Here is a 16,010-nt window from a genome sequence, read left to right on the forward strand (position 1 = left end):
CGGGAACGAGACGCGAGGACCGGATGGCAGCGATTGACGAGAGCAGTGCTCTCGGCCTGCTCGACGAAGAGATCCGCGAGGAGTTCGGGGACACGGCACGATTCTCGGCGGGAACCGCGGCCTCGCCGCGCACGCTCGTGGACGTGTTCGAAGCAACGGTACGGGAGCATCCCGACGAGCCCGCACTGGACGACGGTACCGCCCAGCTCACCTACCGCGCACTCGCGGTCGAGGTCGAGCGGCTGCGGCGACGGCTCCAGGAGGCCGGGGTCGGGCTCGGCGACCGCGTGGGCGTGCGGGTGCCGTCCGGGACCAACGATCTGTACATCGCCGTGCTCGGCGTACTCGCGGCCGGTGCCGCCTATGTGCCCGTCGACGCCGAGGACCCGGACGAGCGGGCCGCGCTGGTGTTCGGGGAGGCCGCGGTCGCGGCCGTGCTCGGCGCCGGCCTCTCGATCGACGTACGGAACCCCGAGGCGGGCAACGCCGCCCGGCGGCCCGGCGTCGAGCACGACGCCTGGATCATCTTCACCTCCGGTTCCACCGGCAAGCCCAAGGGCGTCGCCGTCACCCACCGCAGCGCCGCCGCCTTCGTGGACGCCGAGGCCGCGCTCTTCCTCACCGAGGAACCGATCGGACCCGGCGACCGGGTCATGGCGGGCCTCTCGGTGGCCTTCGACGCCTCCTGCGAGGAGATGTGGCTGGCCTGGCGCTACGGCGCCTGCCTGGTCCCGGTCCCCCGCTCCCAGGTCCGCAGCGGCGCCGATCTCGGCCCCTGGCTGGTCGAGCAGGAGATCACCGTCGTCTCGACCGTGCCGACCCTGGCCGCGCTCTGGGAGCCCGAGACGCTCAACGACGTCCGCCTGCTGATCTTCGGCGGCGAGGCCTGCCCGCCCGAGCTGGCACAGCGGCTGGTCACCGAGGGCCGCGAGGTCTGGAACACCTACGGGCCCACCGAGGCCACCGTCGTCGCCTGTGCCGCCCTGATGACCGGCGAGGAGCCGATCCGTATCGGGCTGCCGCTGAACGGCTGGGAGCTCGCCGTCGTGGACGACGCGGGCGTGCCCGTGTCCCTGGGTGAGAGCGGCCAGCTGGTGATCGGCGGGGTCGGCCTGGCCCGCTACCTCGACGCCGAGAAGGACGCCGAGAAGTACGCGCCCCTCGAGTCGCTGGGCTGGGAGCGGGCGTACCGCAGCGGTGACCTGGTGCGCGCCGACCGCGAGGGGCTGGTGTTCCTCGGGCGCGCGGACGAGCAGATCAAGCTCGGCGGCCGCCGGATCGAGCTCGGCGAGGTCGACGCGGCCCTCCAGGCGCTGCCCGGCGTCGCGGGCGCCGCTGCGGCCGTACGCACCGCCCGCAGCGGCAACCAGTTGCTTGTCGGCTATGTGGTCACCCAGGACGGCTGGGACCAGGCGGCCGCCGTCGAGAAGCTGCGTGCCGAGCTGCCCGCGGCCCTCGTCCCGCTGCTCGCGCCCGTCGCCGAGCTGCCCACCCGCACCTCCGGCAAGGTCGACCGCAACGCCCTGCCCTGGCCCCTGGAGGGCCTGGAGACGGCCGGCAAGGCCGAGCAGCTGTACGGCACCGAGGCGTGGCTCGCCGAGCAGTGGACCGAGGTCCTCGGCATCCCGGTGGGCAGCGCCTCCGACGACTTCTTCGCGATCGGCGGCGGCAGCCTGTCCGCCGCCCAGCTCACCACCCGGCTGCGCACCCGCTACCCGAGCGCGGCCGTCCTCGACATCTACCAGCAGCCGGTGCTGCGCAAGCTGGCCCGCCATCTGGAGGAGTCCGCGCAGGACGACAGCGCGCAGCGGACGATCGCTCCGGTGCCGCGCGCCGCCCAGCTGGTGCAGCTCATGGTGCTGCTCCCGCTGTTCACCCTGCTCGGCCTGCGCTGGACGGTCGTCCTGGCCGCGCTCGGCAATGTGCTGAGCGGCTACGGCTGGCTGCCCACCGCACCCTGGTGGCTGGTGGCCGTCGGGGCCCTGGTCCTGTACACCCCGCCCGGCCGGATCGCGGTCGCCGCCGGTGGCGCGCGGCTGCTGCTGCGGGGCGTGAAGCCGGGCCGGTACCCGCGCGGCGGCTCCGTGCACCTGCGGCTGTGGACGGCCGAGCGGCTGGCCGAGTTCACCGGGGCGACCGCGCTGACCGGGTCCTGGCTGGAGCGGTACGCGCGGGCGCTCGGCGCCAAGATCGGTCCCGATGTGGACCTGCACTCGCTGCCGCCGGTCACGGGACTGCTCAGGGTGGGGCGCGGCGCGGCCGTGGAGTCCGAGGTGGACCTGTCCGGCCACTGGCTGGACGGCGACCGGCTGGTGATCGGCCCGGTCCGGATCGGCGCCCACGCGGTCGTCGGAACGCGCGGCATCCTCTTCCCGGGCGCCCGCGTCGGCAAGCGTGCCGAGGTGGCCCCCGGCTCGGCGGTCACCGGGCAGATCCCGACCGGCCAGCGCTGGGCCGGCGCCCCGGCGGTCAAGCTGGGCAAGGCCAAGCGGAACTGGCCCAAGCACCGGCCGCAGCGGGGCACCTACTGGCGGGTGATGTACGGCCTGACGGGCGTCGCGCTCAGCGCGCTGCCCGTGCTGGCGGGTGCCGTCGCGCTGCTGGTCGCCGGGCGTTTCGTGGCTCCCGGGGACGGCCTGGCCGAGGCCCTGCGGGGCGCGGCGGTCGCCCTGGTGCCGGCCACGCTGGCCTTCGGGCTGGTGTACGCGCTGCTGATCCTGGTCGCCGTACGGCTGCTCAGCCTGGGCCTGCGGGTCGGCACGCATCCGACGCACAGCCGGATCGGCTGGCAGGCCTGGACGGTCTCCCAGCTGATGGACCGCTCCCGCGACACCCTGTTCCCGCTGTACGCCGGTCTGGTCACGCCCGTGTGGCTGCGGCTGCTCGGGATGCGGATCGGGCGCGGTGCCGAGGTCTCGACCGTGCTCGCGCTGCCGAGCCTGACGACGGTCGGCGAGGGCGCGTTCCTGGCCGACGACACGCTGACCGCGCCGTACGAGCTCGGTGGCGGCTATGTGCGGATCGGGCGCGCGGAGATCGGGCGGCGGGCGTTCCTCGGGAACTCCGGGATGACCGCGCCGGGCCGCAGTGTGCCGGACGGCGGTCTGGTGGGTGTGCTGTCGGCGACGCCGAAGAAGGCGAAGAAGGGCACGTCGTACCTGGGGCTGCCGCCGGTGAAGCTGCCGCGCAGCGCGTCGGACGGCGACCAGAGCCGGACCTACGAGCCGCCCGCGCGGCTGCTGTGGGCGCGCGCGCTGGTGGAGCTGTGCAGGATCGTGCCGGTGCTGTGCTCGGTGGCGCTGGCCGGGCTGACGGTCGCCGCGCTGTGCGCGCTGGGCGGCTGGGCGCCGGTGCTGTCGGGGCTGGTGCTGCTCGCCGCCGGTGCCGTCGCGGGCCTGGTGTCGGTGCTGGCCAAGTGGCTGCTGGTCGGGCGGCACCGCAGCGGGGAGCACCCGCTGTGGAGTTCGTTCGTGTGGCGCAACGAGCTGGCGGACACCTTCGTCGAGGTGCTGGCGGTGCCGTGGCTGGCCGGCTCGGTTCCGGGTACTCCCCTGATGACGGCCTGGCTGCGCGGCCTCGGCGCGCGCATCGGCAAGGGCGTCTGGGTGGAGAGCTACTGGCTGCCGGAGACGGATCTGGTCACACTGGAGGACGCGGCCACCGTGAACCGCGGCTGTGTCCTGCAGACTCACCTCTTCCACGACCGGATCTTGCGGACGGATACTGTGGTTCTCCGTGAGGGCGCCACACTGGGCCCTGGCGGGATCGTGCTGCCCGGCAGCACGATCGGGGCCCGTACCACCCTGGGTCCCGCGTCGCTCGTCATGGCGGCGGAGTCGGTTCCCGACGACACCCGCTGGCTCGGCAACCCGATCGAGGCATGGCGTCCCTGAGCGCGGGCCGTTGTTCGGTGGCCGCGGGCATCGGTGCACCGAGAGACGGTTCGAGCAAGGCGCAGGGAGCGAACGCGGAAGTGGCAGTGCAGCAGTCAGCGGGTCCGGACCCGTACTTCCCGGACAACGGCGATCCCCGGTACCGGGTGCATCGCTATGAGCTCACGCTGGACTACCGGCCCGGCCCCAACCGACTGGCCGGCTCGGTCCGGATCAACGCCATCGCGGGCCGGGCGGCGCTGCCCGAGTTCCAGCTGAACCTGGCCGACTTCAAGATCGGCCGGATCCGGGTGGACGGCCGTCAGCCGCACTGGACGCACCGGGGCGGCAGGCTGCGGGTGAAGCCCGCCAAGCCGCTGCGCGCCGGGGCCGCCTTCACCGTGGAGATCCACTGGTCGGGCAACCCCCGGCCGGTGAACAGCCCCTGGGGCGGGATCGGCTGGGAGGAGCTGACGGACGGCGCGCTGGTGGCGAGCCAGCCGACCGGCGCGCCCTCCTGGTTCCCGTGCAACGACCGGCCGGCCGACAAGGCGTCCTACCTGATCTCGGTGACCTGCCCGTCCGCGTACTCGGTGGTGGCCGGCGGGCGGCTGCTGACCCGGACCACGAAGGCGTCCACGACGACCTGGGTGTACGAGCAGGCGGCGCCGACGTCCAGCTACCTGGTGGGCCTGGCGATCGGCAAGTTCCAGACGGTGATACTCGGCGACCCGGGGTTCGGCGGGATACCGATGCACGGGCACATACCCGCGCATCTGCTGCCCGAGTTCTCGCGGGACTTCGCACGGCAGCCCGCGATGATGGACCTGTTCCAACGGCTTTTCGGGCCCTACCCGTTCGAGGAGTACGCGGTCGTCGTCACCGACGAGGAGTTCGATGTCCCCGTCGAGGCACAGGGGTTGTCGCTGTTCGGCGTCAACCACCTGGATGGGGCGCGGGGTTCGGAGCGGCTGGTGGCGCACGAGCTGGCCCACCAGTGGTTCGGCAACAGCGTGTCCATCGCGGACTGGCGGCACATCTGGCTGAACGAGGGGCTCGCCAAGTACGCGGAGTGGCTGTGGTCGGAGCGGTCCGGCGGTCGCAGCGCCCAGCAACTGGCGGCCGTCGCGCACCGGTTGCTGTCCGGGCTGCCGCAGGACATCCGGATCGCCCACCCGGGCCGCAAGGCGATGTTCGACGACCGGCTCTACGAGCGCGGCGGGGTCACGATCCATGCGATCCGCTGCGCGCTCGGCGACGAGCGGTTCTTCCACATGCTGCGGGCGTGGGCGGGACTGCACCGGGGCGGCTCGGTGACCACGGCGACCTTCGCCGCCCATGTCGCCCGGTTCGCGCAGGAACCCTTGGACGACCTGCTCGACGCCTGGGTCCACCGCACCGCGCTGCCACCGCTGCCGGTGCTGGGCGACGTGGCCGAGTCGGCCTGAGGAGAGGGCGTCCGCGGGCGGTGCCGCAGAATGGGCCGCATGTCCCGTCGCACCGCTCGCCCCTCGCGCCCCACCCCGCCCGCCGACTGCCCCTGCGGCCTGTCCAAGCCGTACGACGAGTGCTGCGGCCGGTACCACTCCGGTGCCGCCGCCGCGCCGACCGCCGAGGCGCTGATGCGGTCGCGGTACAGCGCGTTCGTGACCGGGGACTCGGCCTATCTGCTGCGTACCTGGCATCCGCGGACGCGGCCGGCGCGGCTCGATCTCGACCCGGGGATGCGCTGGACGGGGCTGGAGATCCTGGGCGCGGGTGACGGGTCCGCGTTCCACTCCACGGGGACGGTGGAGTTCCGGGCCTCGTACCGGGGCGGGTCCCTGCACGAACGCAGCCGGTTCGAGCGGGTCGACGGCGCCTGGGTGTACCTGGACGGCGACTTCCCGGGCTAGGGGCGGCAGCGGATCCCCCTGTGTGTCCCGCCGGTGGGTTCCGCCTTGCGGGGGTCACCGCCTCGCAGCAGGCTGTTCGACGGGGACGGTGAGGAAGGGAGCCCTGCGATGACCCAGCAACCGCCCACGGCACCGCTCGACCGTCCGGTGGTCGGCTCGTACCCGACCTACGAGGGCGCGCAGCGTGCGGTCGACTTCCTCTCCGACAGCAAGTTCCCGGTGGAGCACACCGCGATCATCGGCTCCGACCTGCGGATGGTGGAGACGGTGCTCGGCCGGCTCACCCGCGGCCGGGCCGCCTTGGCCGGCGCGGGCTCGGGGGCCTGGTTCGGGCTGCTCGTCGGCCTGCTCCTGTCGCTGTTCGCCGCGGGCAACCATCACGTCCTGGTGCTGATGATCAGCGGCCTGTTCTACGGCGCGATCTTCGGTGCGCTCTTCGGGTTCGCCGGCCACGCGTTCACCGGCGGCCGCCGCGACTTCGCGTCCCGCAGCCAGATCGTCGCCGCCCGCTACGACGTGGTCGCCCAGGCGGAGGTCGCGGACGAGGCGAAGAATCTGCTCATCAAGCTCGGCTGGCGCGAAGACTGAGCGACCGGCCCTCCCCGGTGACCCGGCGGCCCTAGGGCGCCAGGACGTCCAGCTCCTGGAGGGCGCCCACCGTGATCTCACGGGTCAGCTGCTCGGCGCGGACCGCGTCGCCCTCCCGTACCGCCTCGGCGACCTGGACATGGAGGGTGACGGCGGCCGGGTCGGGGTCCTCGAACATCACCTCGTGGTGGGTACGGCCGGCGAGGACCTCGGCCACGACATCGCCGAGCCGGGCGAACATCTCGTTGCCGGATGCGTTGAGGATCACCCGGTGGAACGCCATGTCGTGCACGAGGTACTGCTCCAGCCGGTGGCCGCGTGAGTTGGCCACCATGCCGAGCGCGCACTCGGTGAGCTCGGCGCACTGCTCCGCGGTGGCGCTCTTCGCCGCCAGATGCGCGGCCAGCGGTTCGATCGCCGAGCGCAGCACGGTCAGCGAGCGCAGCTGGTGGGGGCGGTCGGCGCCGGCCAGCCGCCAGCGGATGACCTGCGGGTCGTAGACGTTCCACTCCGCCTTCGGGCGGACCGTCACGCCGACCCTACGGCGGGACTCGACCAGGTGCATGGACTCCAGGACCCGGACCGCCTCACGCATCACGGAGCGCGACACCTCGAACTGCTGGGCCAGCTCGTCCGTGCGCAGGACGCTGCCCGGCGGGTACTCGCCGGCGGTGATCGCGGGGCCGAGGCTGTCCAGTACGCGGCCGTGCAGCCCTCGTCCCATGGTGCTCATGCACTCAGCGTACCGAGTGGATCACAGGGCCAAAAAGTCAGACTTATTTGTCACAGACTCTTGAATTCGTCGTACCTAATGGGTTTCAGTGAGGCCGACGCCGGATGTCGTACGCCGGCGTCTCTCGTTGAGGAATCCCGAGGAAGACAGCGAGGCAGTGATGCGGACCCCCCACGTCGTCGTGGTGATGGGCGTCGCCGGCACGGGCAAGACCACGATCGGTCCTCTGCTCGCCGCCCGGCTCGGCGTCCCGTACGCCGAGGGCGACGACTTCCACCCGCCGGCCAACATCGCCAAGATGTCGGCCGGGCACCCGCTGGACGACACCGACCGGTGGCCGTGGCTGGACGCCATCGGCTCCTGGGCGCACGGGCGGGAGGGCCTGGGCGGGGTGGTCAGCAGCTCCGCGCTGAAGCGGTCGTACCGGGACCGGCTCCGCGCCGCCGCCCCGGGCGTCGTCTTCGTGCACCTCACCGGTGACCGGAAGCTCATCGAGGACCGGATGTCGCACCGGCAGGGTCACTTCATGCCGACCGCGCTGCTGGACTCCCAGTTCGCCACGCTCGAACCGCTGGCGGCGGACGAGCCGGGCGTCGCCGTGGACGTCACCGGCACCCCCGAGGAGATCACCGCGAGGGCCGTGCGGGCCCTGGACGCGCTGCCCGACCTCACCCGGCAGTAACCTCCCCCACTTTTTCGTCCCCGTATCTGCAAGGAACACCCGTGACCAGACTCAGCGTCGAGATGCTGGCAGCGGACGCCGTCGCGCCCATCACCTCGGCCGGACATGCCCAGCTCGGCATCGCCGTCCTCGCGGCCTTCGCCGTCATCGTCCTGCTCATCACCAAGTTCAAGCTCCACGCCTTCCTGGCGCTGACCATCGGCTCGCTCGCGCTCGGCGCGTTCGCCGGGGCGCCGCTGGACAAGGTCATCACCAGCTTCACCGCCGGCCTCGGCTCCACGGTCGCCGGCGTCGGTGTGCTGATCGCCCTCGGCGCGATCCTCGGCAAGCTGCTCGCCGACTCCGGCGGCGCCGACCAGATCGTCGACACCATCCTCGCCAAGGCCGGCGGGCGGGCCATGCCGTGGGCGATGGTGCTGATCGCCTCCGTGATCGGTCTGCCGCTGTTCTTCGAGGTCGGCATCGTGCTGCTGATCCCCGTGGTGCTGATGGTCGCCAAGCGCGGCAACTACTCCCTGATGCGCATCGGCATCCCGGCGCTGGCCGGTCTGTCCGTGATGCACGGCCTGGTGCCGCCGCACCCCGGCCCGCTGGTGGCGATCGACGCGGTCCACGCGAACCTGGGCGTGACCCTGGCGCTCGGCGTCCTGGTCGCCATCCCGACCGTGATCATCGCCGGTCCGCTGTTCTCCAAGGTCGCCGCCCGCTGGGTGGACGTCCCGGCCCCCGACCGGATGCTGCCGCAGCGCCCCTCGGAGGAGCTGGACAAGCGCCCCGGCTTCGGCGTCACCCTCATCACGATCCTGCTCCCGGTCGTGCTGATGCTGGCCAAGGCACTGGTGGACATCGTCGTCGACGACCCGACGCACACCGTCCAGCGGGTCTTCGACGTCATCGGCTCCCCGCTGATCGCCCTGCTCGCGGCCGTGGTCCTCGGCTTCTTCACGCTCGGCCGCCCGGCCGGCTTCTCCAAGGAGCGGCTCCAGCAGACGGTCGACAAGGGCCTGATGCCCATCGCGGGCATCCTGCTCATCGTCGGCGCGGGCGGCGGCTTCAAGCAGACGCTGATCGACTGCGGTGTCGGCCAGATGATCCTGGAGATCTCCAAGGACTGGTCGATCCCGGCCCTGCTGCTGGCCTGGCTGATCGCGGTGGCGATCCGGCTGGCGACGGGCTCGGCGACGGTGGCGACCGTCTCGGCGGCCGGCCTGGTGGCCCCGCTGGCGGCGGACATGTCGACGGCCCACACGGCCCTGCTGGTCCTGGCCATCGGCGCCGGCTCGCTCTTCTTCAGCCATGTCAACGACGCCGGTTTCTGGCTGGTCAAGGAGTACTTCGGGCTGAGCGTCGGGCAGACCGTCAAGACCTGGTCGATCATGGAGACGATCATCTCGGTGGTCGGAGGCGGCCTGGTCCTCCTCCTGTCCCTCATCATTTAGACGGGTCGGCCCGGTCCGGATTTAGACGGGTCGGCCCGGTCCGGCAAGGTGCTGCGGACCTCGACGGCCGAGGGTGCGGACCGGGTCCGGTGGCGGGCCGGCCTGGCACCGCCGGACTCCGCCCTCTCGGCCGAGCGCCGTCACGGCGGGACGAAGCCGAGGTTCCGCGAGCGGGCCCCGAGGGCTACGGCCGCCACAGCGGATGCTCGCGCTTGGCCCACTCCTTGCTGACCTTCCCGGTGCGCAGCCCCTGTCTCGCCTCCGCGTCGGCCATGGCCATGCCGATATGGCCCGCCAGGACGACGCCGATCGTCAGGGCCAGCCAGTCGTGGACGAAGGTGGCCGAGGTACGCCACATCAGCGGGGTGAGGTGGGTGAACCACATCAGCAGGCCGGTGGCGAGCATGACCAGGGTGGCACCGGCGATCCAGTTCGCGTAGATCTTCTGGCCGGCGTTGAACTTGCCCGCCGGGCGGGAGGACGGCCGCTTGTCGCGGCTCACGGCGGCCCGCAGCCAGAGCCTGTCGTGGGGACCGAAGCGGTTCAGGAAGCCGAGGTCCCTGCGGAAGGCACGGGAGGCGAGGCCGAGCAGGACCGGGACGGGCAGGGCCAGGCCCGCGCACTCGTGGACGCGGACGACCAGTTCGCGGCGCCCGACCAGGATCGCCAGCTGCGGGATGTAGAGGCAGGCGGCCGTCAGGACACAGATGCCCATCAGCGCCGCCGTCGTGCGGTGGATCCAGCGCTCGGCGGGGGTGAAGCGGTGCAGCCGGTCCGTGGTGGCCGGTGCCTCAGCTCGTAGGCTCATCGTCGCGTCCGTTCGAACGGCCGACCCAGGCGTCGACGTCGTAGCCGAGGTGCTCCCAGTATCCCGGCTGCACCTTGTCGGTCACTGTGATGCCGGAGAGCCACTTGGCCGATTTGTAGAAGTACATGGGGGCCACATAGAGGCGGACCGGGCCGCCGTGGTCGTGGCCGATGTCCTTGTTCTGCATGCGCAGCGCGACCAGGATGTCCGGCCGGCGCGCCTGGTCGAGGGTGAGGCTCTCGCTGTACGCGCCGTCGAAGCAGGTGAAGCGGATCGCCTTCGCGCTGCCGCGCACTCCCGCCAGGTCCAGCAGGTGCGAGAGGCGGACCCCCTCGAACGGGGTGTCCGGCACCCGCCAGCCGGTCACGCACTGGACGTCCTTGACCAGCCGGGTCTGCGGCAGGGCGCGCAGGTCGGCCAGGCTGTAGGTGCGCGGCTCGTCGACCAGGCCGTCGATCTTCAGCTGGTAGTCCGCCGCGGTCTTGTTCGGCACCGAGCCGGTGACCGAGTAGTAGCGGAAGCCGCCGCCGTTCGGGAGCAGGCCGGTCAGGCCGGTCGGGTCCTTGCCGGAGAAGGTGCCGAGGACCGACTCGGTGACGCGTTGCAGCACCGGCGCGGTCACGACACCGAGGGCGCCCAGGCCGATGGTGCCGAGGAACACCCGGCGGCCGACCGGCCGGCCCTCCTCGGATCGTTCAGAGTTCACGCACTCATTCGAACACCCTCGGGGCGGGCCCGGCCAGGAAATCCGGTCGCCGTAAGAAATCCACAACCTCTTCTCATCAACCGCCGAGCACGCGCTCGCGGGCCGCCCGGAACGCCTCGCAGGGGTCGCGGTCCGGGTAGGACCAGGGGGCCCGGGTGGCATGGCGGCCGATGCGCTGGAAGAGGGCCGCGGCCTCCGCGTACCGGCCGGCGCCGGAGGTGGCGTGGGCGAGGTGGTTGAGGTCCACGTGGCGGCGCGGGTGCTCCTCGATCCCCCACTCCAGCCACCAGTCGAAGGCCGCGGTCAGGGCGCGCCGGGCGGACGGCTCGGCCCAGTGGCCGGCCGCGGCCGGATCGGCGGGCGCCCGGCCGGTGGCGGCGAGCACCCGGTGCCGCTCGGTGTAGGCGACGACGGGGAGCACGGCCAGCGGGGAGTCGGCCGGGGCTTCGGCGGCCGAGCGTTCCGCGAAGGCGCACAGTTCGTACGTCCCCTCGGTCTCGGTCTCCGCGATGCGGGCGGCCATCAGGTGGTGGGCGTGGTGGTGCTCGGGGTGGCGGCCGCGCACCTCGTCGAACATGCGGCGCGTCTCGTCGTCGGTGCCGAGGTGGCGGGCGAGCAGGAGGAGACCGAGCCACGGGGTGGGGTCGGCGGGGGCGAGCGCGGCGGCGCCGGTGCAGGCCTCGCGGGCCCGGTCGGGGGGTTCCTTGCCGCGCAGGGCACGCCGGACCAGGGTCAGGGCGTAGAGGGTGGCGGCACCCGCGGAGCCGGGCTCGGCGAGCAGCCACTCGCGGGCCCAGGCGATGGCGTAGGGCTCGCGGGCGAGGACGGTGACCCGGTGGCCCCGGCGGTCCCAGTCGTCACCCGTGTGGAGCAGCAGGGAGCGGGCGGACTGCCAGCGGCCCTGGGCCAACGCGGCTCGCGCGGAGATGAGTTCGGCGTCGTCGAGGGCGTCGTCGGGACAGTGTTCGCACCCGGGGTGCGCTGCCGCGTGGGGACCTTCGGCGACGGCCCGGCCTGGGCCTAAGAGGGGCGGGGTTGGGGGCACCGCGGAACTTCCTGGTTGTCGGGCTGCCATCGGCCGATCACGCACAGCAAACCCCCAGCCAAGACTTTGCGTCAAGCTGAACGGGGCTTGTACCCCGTTCAACTACGGTGAACACAGCGGAACTTGACGCGCGCCGGGGTCCGTTCGGCGTACCGTGGCCGTGGGGCTCCGGGTTCCGGCTGTGGCGTACGCCATGGCGCGGGCCGCCCGGGCATCGGACCATGGCCGTACCGGTCCCGCCGCCGCCCTGATCCACCTGCCGTGTTCGGCTCGGGCGTCGTGACCGAGTCAACCGCCCCGTTCCGGGTACTCCCGGGGCAACACCCATCCGCGAGCGCTACAGTCGGCCACTACGCACCCCGTAGCCCGGCCGCATGATCGAGGTACGCAGCGTGTCCGTTCTGGTTCTGGTTCTCGCCGTGAGTGCGGCCTGTTGCCTCGGCTTCGGGTTCGTGCTCCAGCAGAACGTCGCCCAGAAAGCCCCGCTCAGCGACTTCCTCTCGTTCCGGCTGCTGCTCGACCTGATGCGGGTGCCGCGCTGGCTCGGCGGGATCGGCCTGATGGTGGCCGGCATGATCCTCGGCGCGATCGCCCTCGGCAAGGGCGAGATCTCCCTGGTCGAACCGCTGCTGGCGACGAACCTCCTCTTCGCCCTCGCGCTCTCCCGCCACCAGACCAAGCATCCCCTGAGCCACCAAGGCTGGGCCGGACTCGGCCTGCTCGCGGGCGGGGTCACCACGTTCATCCTGGCGGGCCAGCCACGCGGCGGCGACGCCATCGCCAACCCGCTGCGCCACTGGCTGATCATCGGTGTGACGGTCGGCCTCGCCCTGCTGCTCACCACCTACGCCAAACGGTCCCGGCTCAGCGCGGGGCCGACCCTGCTCGCCCTCGCCGCCGGCCTGCTGTACGGCGTACAGGACGCGTTGACCCGGGTCACCGGCACCCGCTTCTCCGAGGGCGGCATCATGGAGGTCCTGACCGGCTGGCAGCCGTACGGCGTGCTGGTCCTCGGGGTCACCGGGCTGATCCTCGTCCAGAGCGCGTTCGAGACGGCGGAGCTGCGCAACTCGCTGCCCGCGCTCACCGCGGCCCAGCCGCTCGCCGGGATCCTGTGCGGCGTCGGCTTCCTCGGGGACCGGCTGCGCACCGACACCGGGGCGCTGGCCTGGGAGGCGGCGGGGCTCGCGGCGATCGTGGCGGGCATCGTGCTGCTCGGGCTGCACCCCGCGATGCCGCGCGGTCCGGCGCCGAAGGAGCCCTCGCTGGACCTCCAGCCGCGCTGATGCCCCGGGCCGCCGGCCTGCTTGGATGGCGGCATGAAGCCTGCTGACGAAATCCTCGACATCGTCGACGAGCACGACCGCGTGATCGGACAGGCACCCCGCGGTGAGGCATACGCCCGGGGGCTGCGGCACCGCTGCGCCTTCATCCTGGCCCGCGACGCCGCCGACCGCGTCTTCGTCCACCGCCGCACCGCGACCAAGCTGGTCTTCCCCTCCCTGTACGACATGTTCGTCGGGGGCGTGGTCGGCGCGGGCGAGTCCTACGACGACGCGGCGCTGCGGGAGGCCGAGGAGGAACTGGGCGTGTCCGGGCTGCCCCGCCCGACGTACCTCTTCAAGTTCCGGTACGACGACGGCGCCGGGCACAGCTGGTGGTCGGCGGTGTACGAGGTCCGCTGCGAGCTGCCGGTACGGCCGCAGGTGGAGGAGGTGGCCTGGCACGACTTCCTGACGGAGGAGGAACTGGCCTCGCGGCTCGGGGAGTGGGAGTGGGTCCCGGACGGACTGGCGGCGTGGGAGCGACTGCGGGAGTGGCGGGGCTGAGGAGGGGGGACGCTTACCGGCGCCGGCAGGGTGCCGCTGCGCCCACCCGTGCCGCCCATGCGGCACGACTGCCCGCGGCTGGAGAGAAGCGGCTGGGCAGCGCCCCGTAAGGGGCGCGGGGAACTGCGCGGCCAGCCCCCACGCACCGGCAGCCGAACGACTGCGGCCCCCTCCCCGGTAGGCTCCCTGCACGTGATCGAATTCGCACGGAACGTCCGCCTGTGGTTCGCCCCCGAAGAGGTGCGCCAGGAAGGAACGACCCCCGACTACCGTTTCTCCCTCGCCAACGAGCGCACCTTCCTGGCCTGGCTGCGCACCGCCCTCGCCCTGATCGGCGGCGGCTTCGCCGTGGACCAGTTCCTGCCCGACCTCCGCTGGGCCTGGCGGGTCGGTCTCGCGCTCGCGCTCCTCGCCGCCGGCGTGCTGTGCTCGCTGCGGGCCGTGAACCACTGGATGCGCTGCGAGCGGGCGATGCGGCGCGGCGAGGACCTGCCGGTCTCCCGGTTCCCGGCCCTGCTCGGCGTGGTCGTCGCCGTGGTCGCCGTCGCGATGGTCGTCGTGGTGCTCGTCGGGTGGGAAGGATGACGGCGCCGGCCCGTGACCCGGGGCTCCAGCCGGAGCGGACCCGGCTGGCCTGGCGTCGTACGACACTGTCGGCGACCGTCGCCGCCGTACTCGCGGCGAAGACCGCCCTGCACGGCAGCGCCTCGGCCGGCGGCGTGCTCGCCTGCGCCGCCTGCTGCGTCCTGTGGCTGGGCTTCCTCCTGGTCGCCAACCGCCGTATCCGCGCCCTGGCGGCCACCGACCGCCCCTCGGCGCTGACCCCGCGGCAGGCGACCGCCGCGGTGGTCTGCACGGTCGCCGTCGCCCTCTGCGCCGCCGCACTGGTCGTATAGGCCCCCGGCCGCACCGAAGCCCTGGCCCTAGCCCTCCTCCTCCGGCCACTCCACCGTGACCACCAGCTTGCCCCGGGTGCGTCCCTCCTCGCTGCTCCGGTGCGCGTCGGCCGCCCGCTTCAGCGGAAACGTCTCGGCGACATGGACGGTCACCGCGCCCTGTTCCGCGAGCGTGGCGAGCCGTGTCAGGTCCCCGGCGTCGGGGCGCGCCCAGCAGTAGCGGCCGCCGAAGTCGACGACGTCCGGGTCGGCGATCGAGGCCATCCGGCCCTCGGGGGCGAGCAGATTCGCCGAGACGGTCAGGGCCTCCCCGCCGACGGTGTCGAAGACGGCGGCCACGCCCTCCGGGGCCAGTCCCCGGACCCGTTCGGTCAGGCCCGGGCCGTAGGCCACCGGCTCGCCGCCGATGCCCCGTACGAAGTCGTGGTTGCGTTCGCTCGCCGTACCGATGACCCGGGCGCCGAGGTGGGCCGCGATCTGGACCGCGAGGGAGCCGACCCCGCCGGCGGCGGCGTGCACCAGGACCGTCTCGCCGCGCTTGACCTCCAGGGCGTGGACCAGCACCTGGTAGGCGGTGAGGCCGGCCAGCGGCAGCCCCGCGGCCTCCTCGAAGGAGAGGTTGCGCGGCTTGCGGGCCAGGGTGCGCACCGGGGCGGCGACGTACTCGGCGAAGGTGCCCCGGGACAGGAAGTCCTCACGGACGTAGCCGATCACCTCGTCGCCGACCGCGAACTCGGTGACGGCCGGGCCCGGCTGGACGACGACCCCCGACACGTCCCAGCCGGGGATCACCGGGAAGACGGCATCCATGATGCCGTGCAGATGGCCCTCACGGCACTTCCAGTCGACCGGGTTGACGGCCGCCGCCCGGACCTTCACCAGCACCGTGTCGGGGCCGACCTTCGGGTCCTTGACCTCGCCGTACTCCAGCACATCGGGTTCGCCGTACCGGCTGTAACTGATGCCCTTCATGCACACGACCCTCCGGTGTACTCGGACGCCACGCAACCGGGATGCCCGGATATGTGCCGTTCGCGTGGCAGCCTGTCCGTCGGCAGCACGCCACCCTCCCGAACCCGTACCGCTGAAGGCGACACACCATGACCACCCTTCATCAGGAACACACCGCACACGGCCACAGCCACGGACCGGACTGCGGCCACGACCAGGTGCCGCACGGCGACCACGTCGACTACGCGCACAACGGGCATCTGCACCGCGAGCACGGCGGCCACTGGGACGAGTGCGAACCCGACAGGCACATCACCCACGAGGCCCACGACCACCGGCACGGCGACGGCTGCGGCCACCCCGGCGTGCTGCACGGCGACCACATCGACTACGTGCACGACGGCCACCGGCACGCCGAGCACAACGGTCACTGGGACGACCACTGAGACGGTCCCGGCCCGGACGGCGGCTCCCCGCTCTGCGCGCGCGGGGAGCCGTCACTCTTCGGCCGGGCCCCAGGGTGGTCCCGGTCACGTTTGGCTCACCGACTGGACGACATACCGACT

General features: G+C 72.6%; 16 protein-coding genes. 11 read left to right on the forward strand and 5 right to left on the reverse strand.

All coding sequences use genetic code 11. The features are described from left to right. The first annotated feature begins 23 nt into the window (after positions 1-23). The 4 genes from ACFWXC_RS18765 to ACFWXC_RS18780 all read left to right on the forward strand — a co-directional run bounded on the left by ACFWXC_RS18765 (position 24) and on the right by ACFWXC_RS18780 (position 6,355). Positions 24-3,893, forward strand: coding sequence for a Pls/PosA family non-ribosomal peptide synthetase (locus tag ACFWXC_RS18765; protein ID WP_384479959.1), 3,870 nt, complete (start codon positions 24-26; stop codon positions 3,891-3,893). An 80-nt stretch (positions 3,894-3,973) separates the two neighbouring features. Beyond that, entirely contained in the window at positions 3,974-5,320 is a 1,347-nt protein-coding gene (locus tag ACFWXC_RS18770) for a M1 family metallopeptidase (protein ID WP_384479961.1), read from the forward strand. Positions 5,321-5,359: 39 nt separating this feature from the next. After that, positions 5,360-5,767, forward strand: a complete 408-nt coding sequence (locus ACFWXC_RS18775; protein WP_384479963.1) for a YchJ family protein — start codon at positions 5,360-5,362, stop codon at positions 5,765-5,767. Between the two features lie 108 nt (positions 5,768-5,875). Then, complete coding sequence (locus ACFWXC_RS18780; RefSeq protein WP_384479965.1) at positions 5,876-6,355, forward strand: general stress protein; 480 nt, start codon at positions 5,876-5,878, stop codon at positions 6,353-6,355. 31 nt (positions 6,356-6,386) lie between these two features. Here the strand turns inward: ACFWXC_RS18780 and ACFWXC_RS18785 are convergent, their stop codons facing one another. Then, on the reverse strand, positions 6,387-7,088 hold the full coding sequence (locus tag ACFWXC_RS18785) for a FadR/GntR family transcriptional regulator (RefSeq protein WP_384479967.1): 702 nt from the start codon (positions 7,086-7,088) through the stop codon (positions 6,387-6,389). Positions 7,089-7,248: 160 nt separating this feature from the next. Between ACFWXC_RS18785 and ACFWXC_RS18790 the strand changes: the two genes are divergently transcribed. After that, positions 7,249-7,770 carry a gluconokinase gene (locus ACFWXC_RS18790; protein WP_384479969.1) on the forward strand — a complete coding sequence of 174 codons (522 nt, stop codon included), beginning with the start codon at positions 7,249-7,251 and terminating at the stop codon, positions 7,768-7,770. Between the two features lie 41 nt (positions 7,771-7,811). Then, a complete protein-coding gene (locus tag ACFWXC_RS18795) occupies positions 7,812-9,209 on the forward strand; it encodes a gluconate:H+ symporter (protein ID WP_384479971.1) in 1,398 nt (465 codons plus the stop codon). 184 nt (positions 9,210-9,393) lie between these two features. Here ACFWXC_RS18795 and ACFWXC_RS18800 read toward each other — a convergent pair whose 3' ends face one another. From ACFWXC_RS18800 to ACFWXC_RS18810, 3 genes are all read right to left on the reverse strand, one after another. After that, on the reverse strand, positions 9,394-10,017 hold the full coding sequence (locus ACFWXC_RS18800; RefSeq protein ID WP_384479973.1) for a cytochrome b/b6 domain-containing protein: 624 nt from the start codon (positions 10,015-10,017) through the stop codon (positions 9,394-9,396). Beyond that, on the reverse strand, positions 10,001-10,723 hold the full coding sequence (locus ACFWXC_RS18805) for a molybdopterin-dependent oxidoreductase (protein WP_384479974.1): 723 nt from the start codon (positions 10,721-10,723) through the stop codon (positions 10,001-10,003). Before ACFWXC_RS18805 ends, ACFWXC_RS18800 begins: the two co-directional genes overlap by 17 nt. A gap of 76 nt (positions 10,724-10,799) precedes the next feature. Next, a complete protein-coding gene (locus ACFWXC_RS18810) occupies positions 10,800-11,768 on the reverse strand; it encodes a hypothetical protein (RefSeq protein WP_384479976.1) in 969 nt (322 codons plus the stop codon). A gap of 392 nt (positions 11,769-12,160) precedes the next feature. Here ACFWXC_RS18810 and ACFWXC_RS18815 point away from each other — a divergent pair, with 392 nt between their 5' ends. From ACFWXC_RS18815 to ACFWXC_RS18830, 4 genes are all read left to right on the forward strand, one after another. Continuing rightward, positions 12,161-13,054 (forward strand): DMT family transporter, encoded by an 894-nt coding sequence (locus tag ACFWXC_RS18815; RefSeq protein WP_384479978.1) that lies wholly within the window; start codon positions 12,161-12,163, stop codon positions 13,052-13,054. A 33-nt stretch (positions 13,055-13,087) separates the two neighbouring features. Next, complete coding sequence (locus ACFWXC_RS18820; RefSeq protein WP_384479980.1) at positions 13,088-13,597, forward strand: NUDIX hydrolase; 510 nt, start codon at positions 13,088-13,090, stop codon at positions 13,595-13,597. A gap of 192 nt (positions 13,598-13,789) precedes the next feature. Beyond that, positions 13,790-14,182, forward strand: a complete 393-nt coding sequence (locus ACFWXC_RS18825) for a YidH family protein (protein ID WP_384479982.1) — start codon at positions 13,790-13,792, stop codon at positions 14,180-14,182. After that, positions 14,179-14,493: a DUF202 domain-containing protein gene (locus ACFWXC_RS18830; protein WP_384479984.1), complete on the forward strand. Its 315-nt coding sequence runs from the start codon at positions 14,179-14,181 to the stop codon at positions 14,491-14,493. Before ACFWXC_RS18825 ends, ACFWXC_RS18830 begins: the two co-directional genes overlap by 4 nt. Before the next feature lie 27 nt (positions 14,494-14,520). Here ACFWXC_RS18830 and ACFWXC_RS18835 read toward each other — a convergent pair whose 3' ends face one another. After that, complete coding sequence (locus ACFWXC_RS18835; RefSeq protein ID WP_384479986.1) at positions 14,521-15,465, reverse strand: NADP-dependent oxidoreductase; 945 nt, start codon at positions 15,463-15,465, stop codon at positions 14,521-14,523. A gap of 128 nt (positions 15,466-15,593) precedes the next feature. Between ACFWXC_RS18835 and ACFWXC_RS18840 the strand changes: the two genes are divergently transcribed. After that, the gene (locus tag ACFWXC_RS18840) at positions 15,594-15,890 is read left to right on the forward strand and encodes a hypothetical protein (RefSeq protein WP_384479988.1); all 297 of its coding nucleotides are present in this window, start codon (positions 15,594-15,596) and stop codon (positions 15,888-15,890) included. Positions 15,891-16,010: the final 120 nt, after the last annotated feature.

Origin of the sequence: Streptomyces sp. NPDC058683, from assembly GCF_042716195.1 — a bacterium.
Classification (GTDB): Bacteria; Actinomycetota; Actinomycetes; order Streptomycetales; family Streptomycetaceae; genus Streptomyces.

Coding starts and splice junctions, on each gene's coding strand:
- ACFWXC_RS18835 (WP_384479986.1), bottom strand. CDS start 15,465: ATGAAGGGCATCAGTTACAGCCGGTACGGCGAACCCGATGTGCTGGAG.
- ACFWXC_RS18785 (WP_384479967.1), bottom strand. CDS start 7,088: ATGAGCACCATGGGACGAGGGCTGCACGGCCGCGTACTGGACAGCCTC.
- ACFWXC_RS18765 (WP_384479959.1), top strand. CDS start 24: ATGGCAGCGATTGACGAGAGCAGTGCTCTCGGCCTGCTCGACGAAGAG.
- ACFWXC_RS18820 (WP_384479980.1), top strand. CDS start 13,088: ATGAAGCCTGCTGACGAAATCCTCGACATCGTCGACGAGCACGACCGC.
- ACFWXC_RS18800 (WP_384479973.1), bottom strand. CDS start 10,017: ATGAGCCTACGAGCTGAGGCACCGGCCACCACGGACCGGCTGCACCGC.
- ACFWXC_RS18780 (WP_384479965.1), top strand. CDS start 5,876: ATGACCCAGCAACCGCCCACGGCACCGCTCGACCGTCCGGTGGTCGGC.
- ACFWXC_RS18775 (WP_384479963.1), top strand. CDS start 5,360: ATGTCCCGTCGCACCGCTCGCCCCTCGCGCCCCACCCCGCCCGCCGAC.
- ACFWXC_RS18790 (WP_384479969.1), top strand. CDS start 7,249: ATGCGGACCCCCCACGTCGTCGTGGTGATGGGCGTCGCCGGCACGGGC.
- ACFWXC_RS18830 (WP_384479984.1), top strand. CDS start 14,179: ATGACGGCGCCGGCCCGTGACCCGGGGCTCCAGCCGGAGCGGACCCGG.
- ACFWXC_RS18840 (WP_384479988.1), top strand. CDS start 15,594: ATGACCACCCTTCATCAGGAACACACCGCACACGGCCACAGCCACGGA.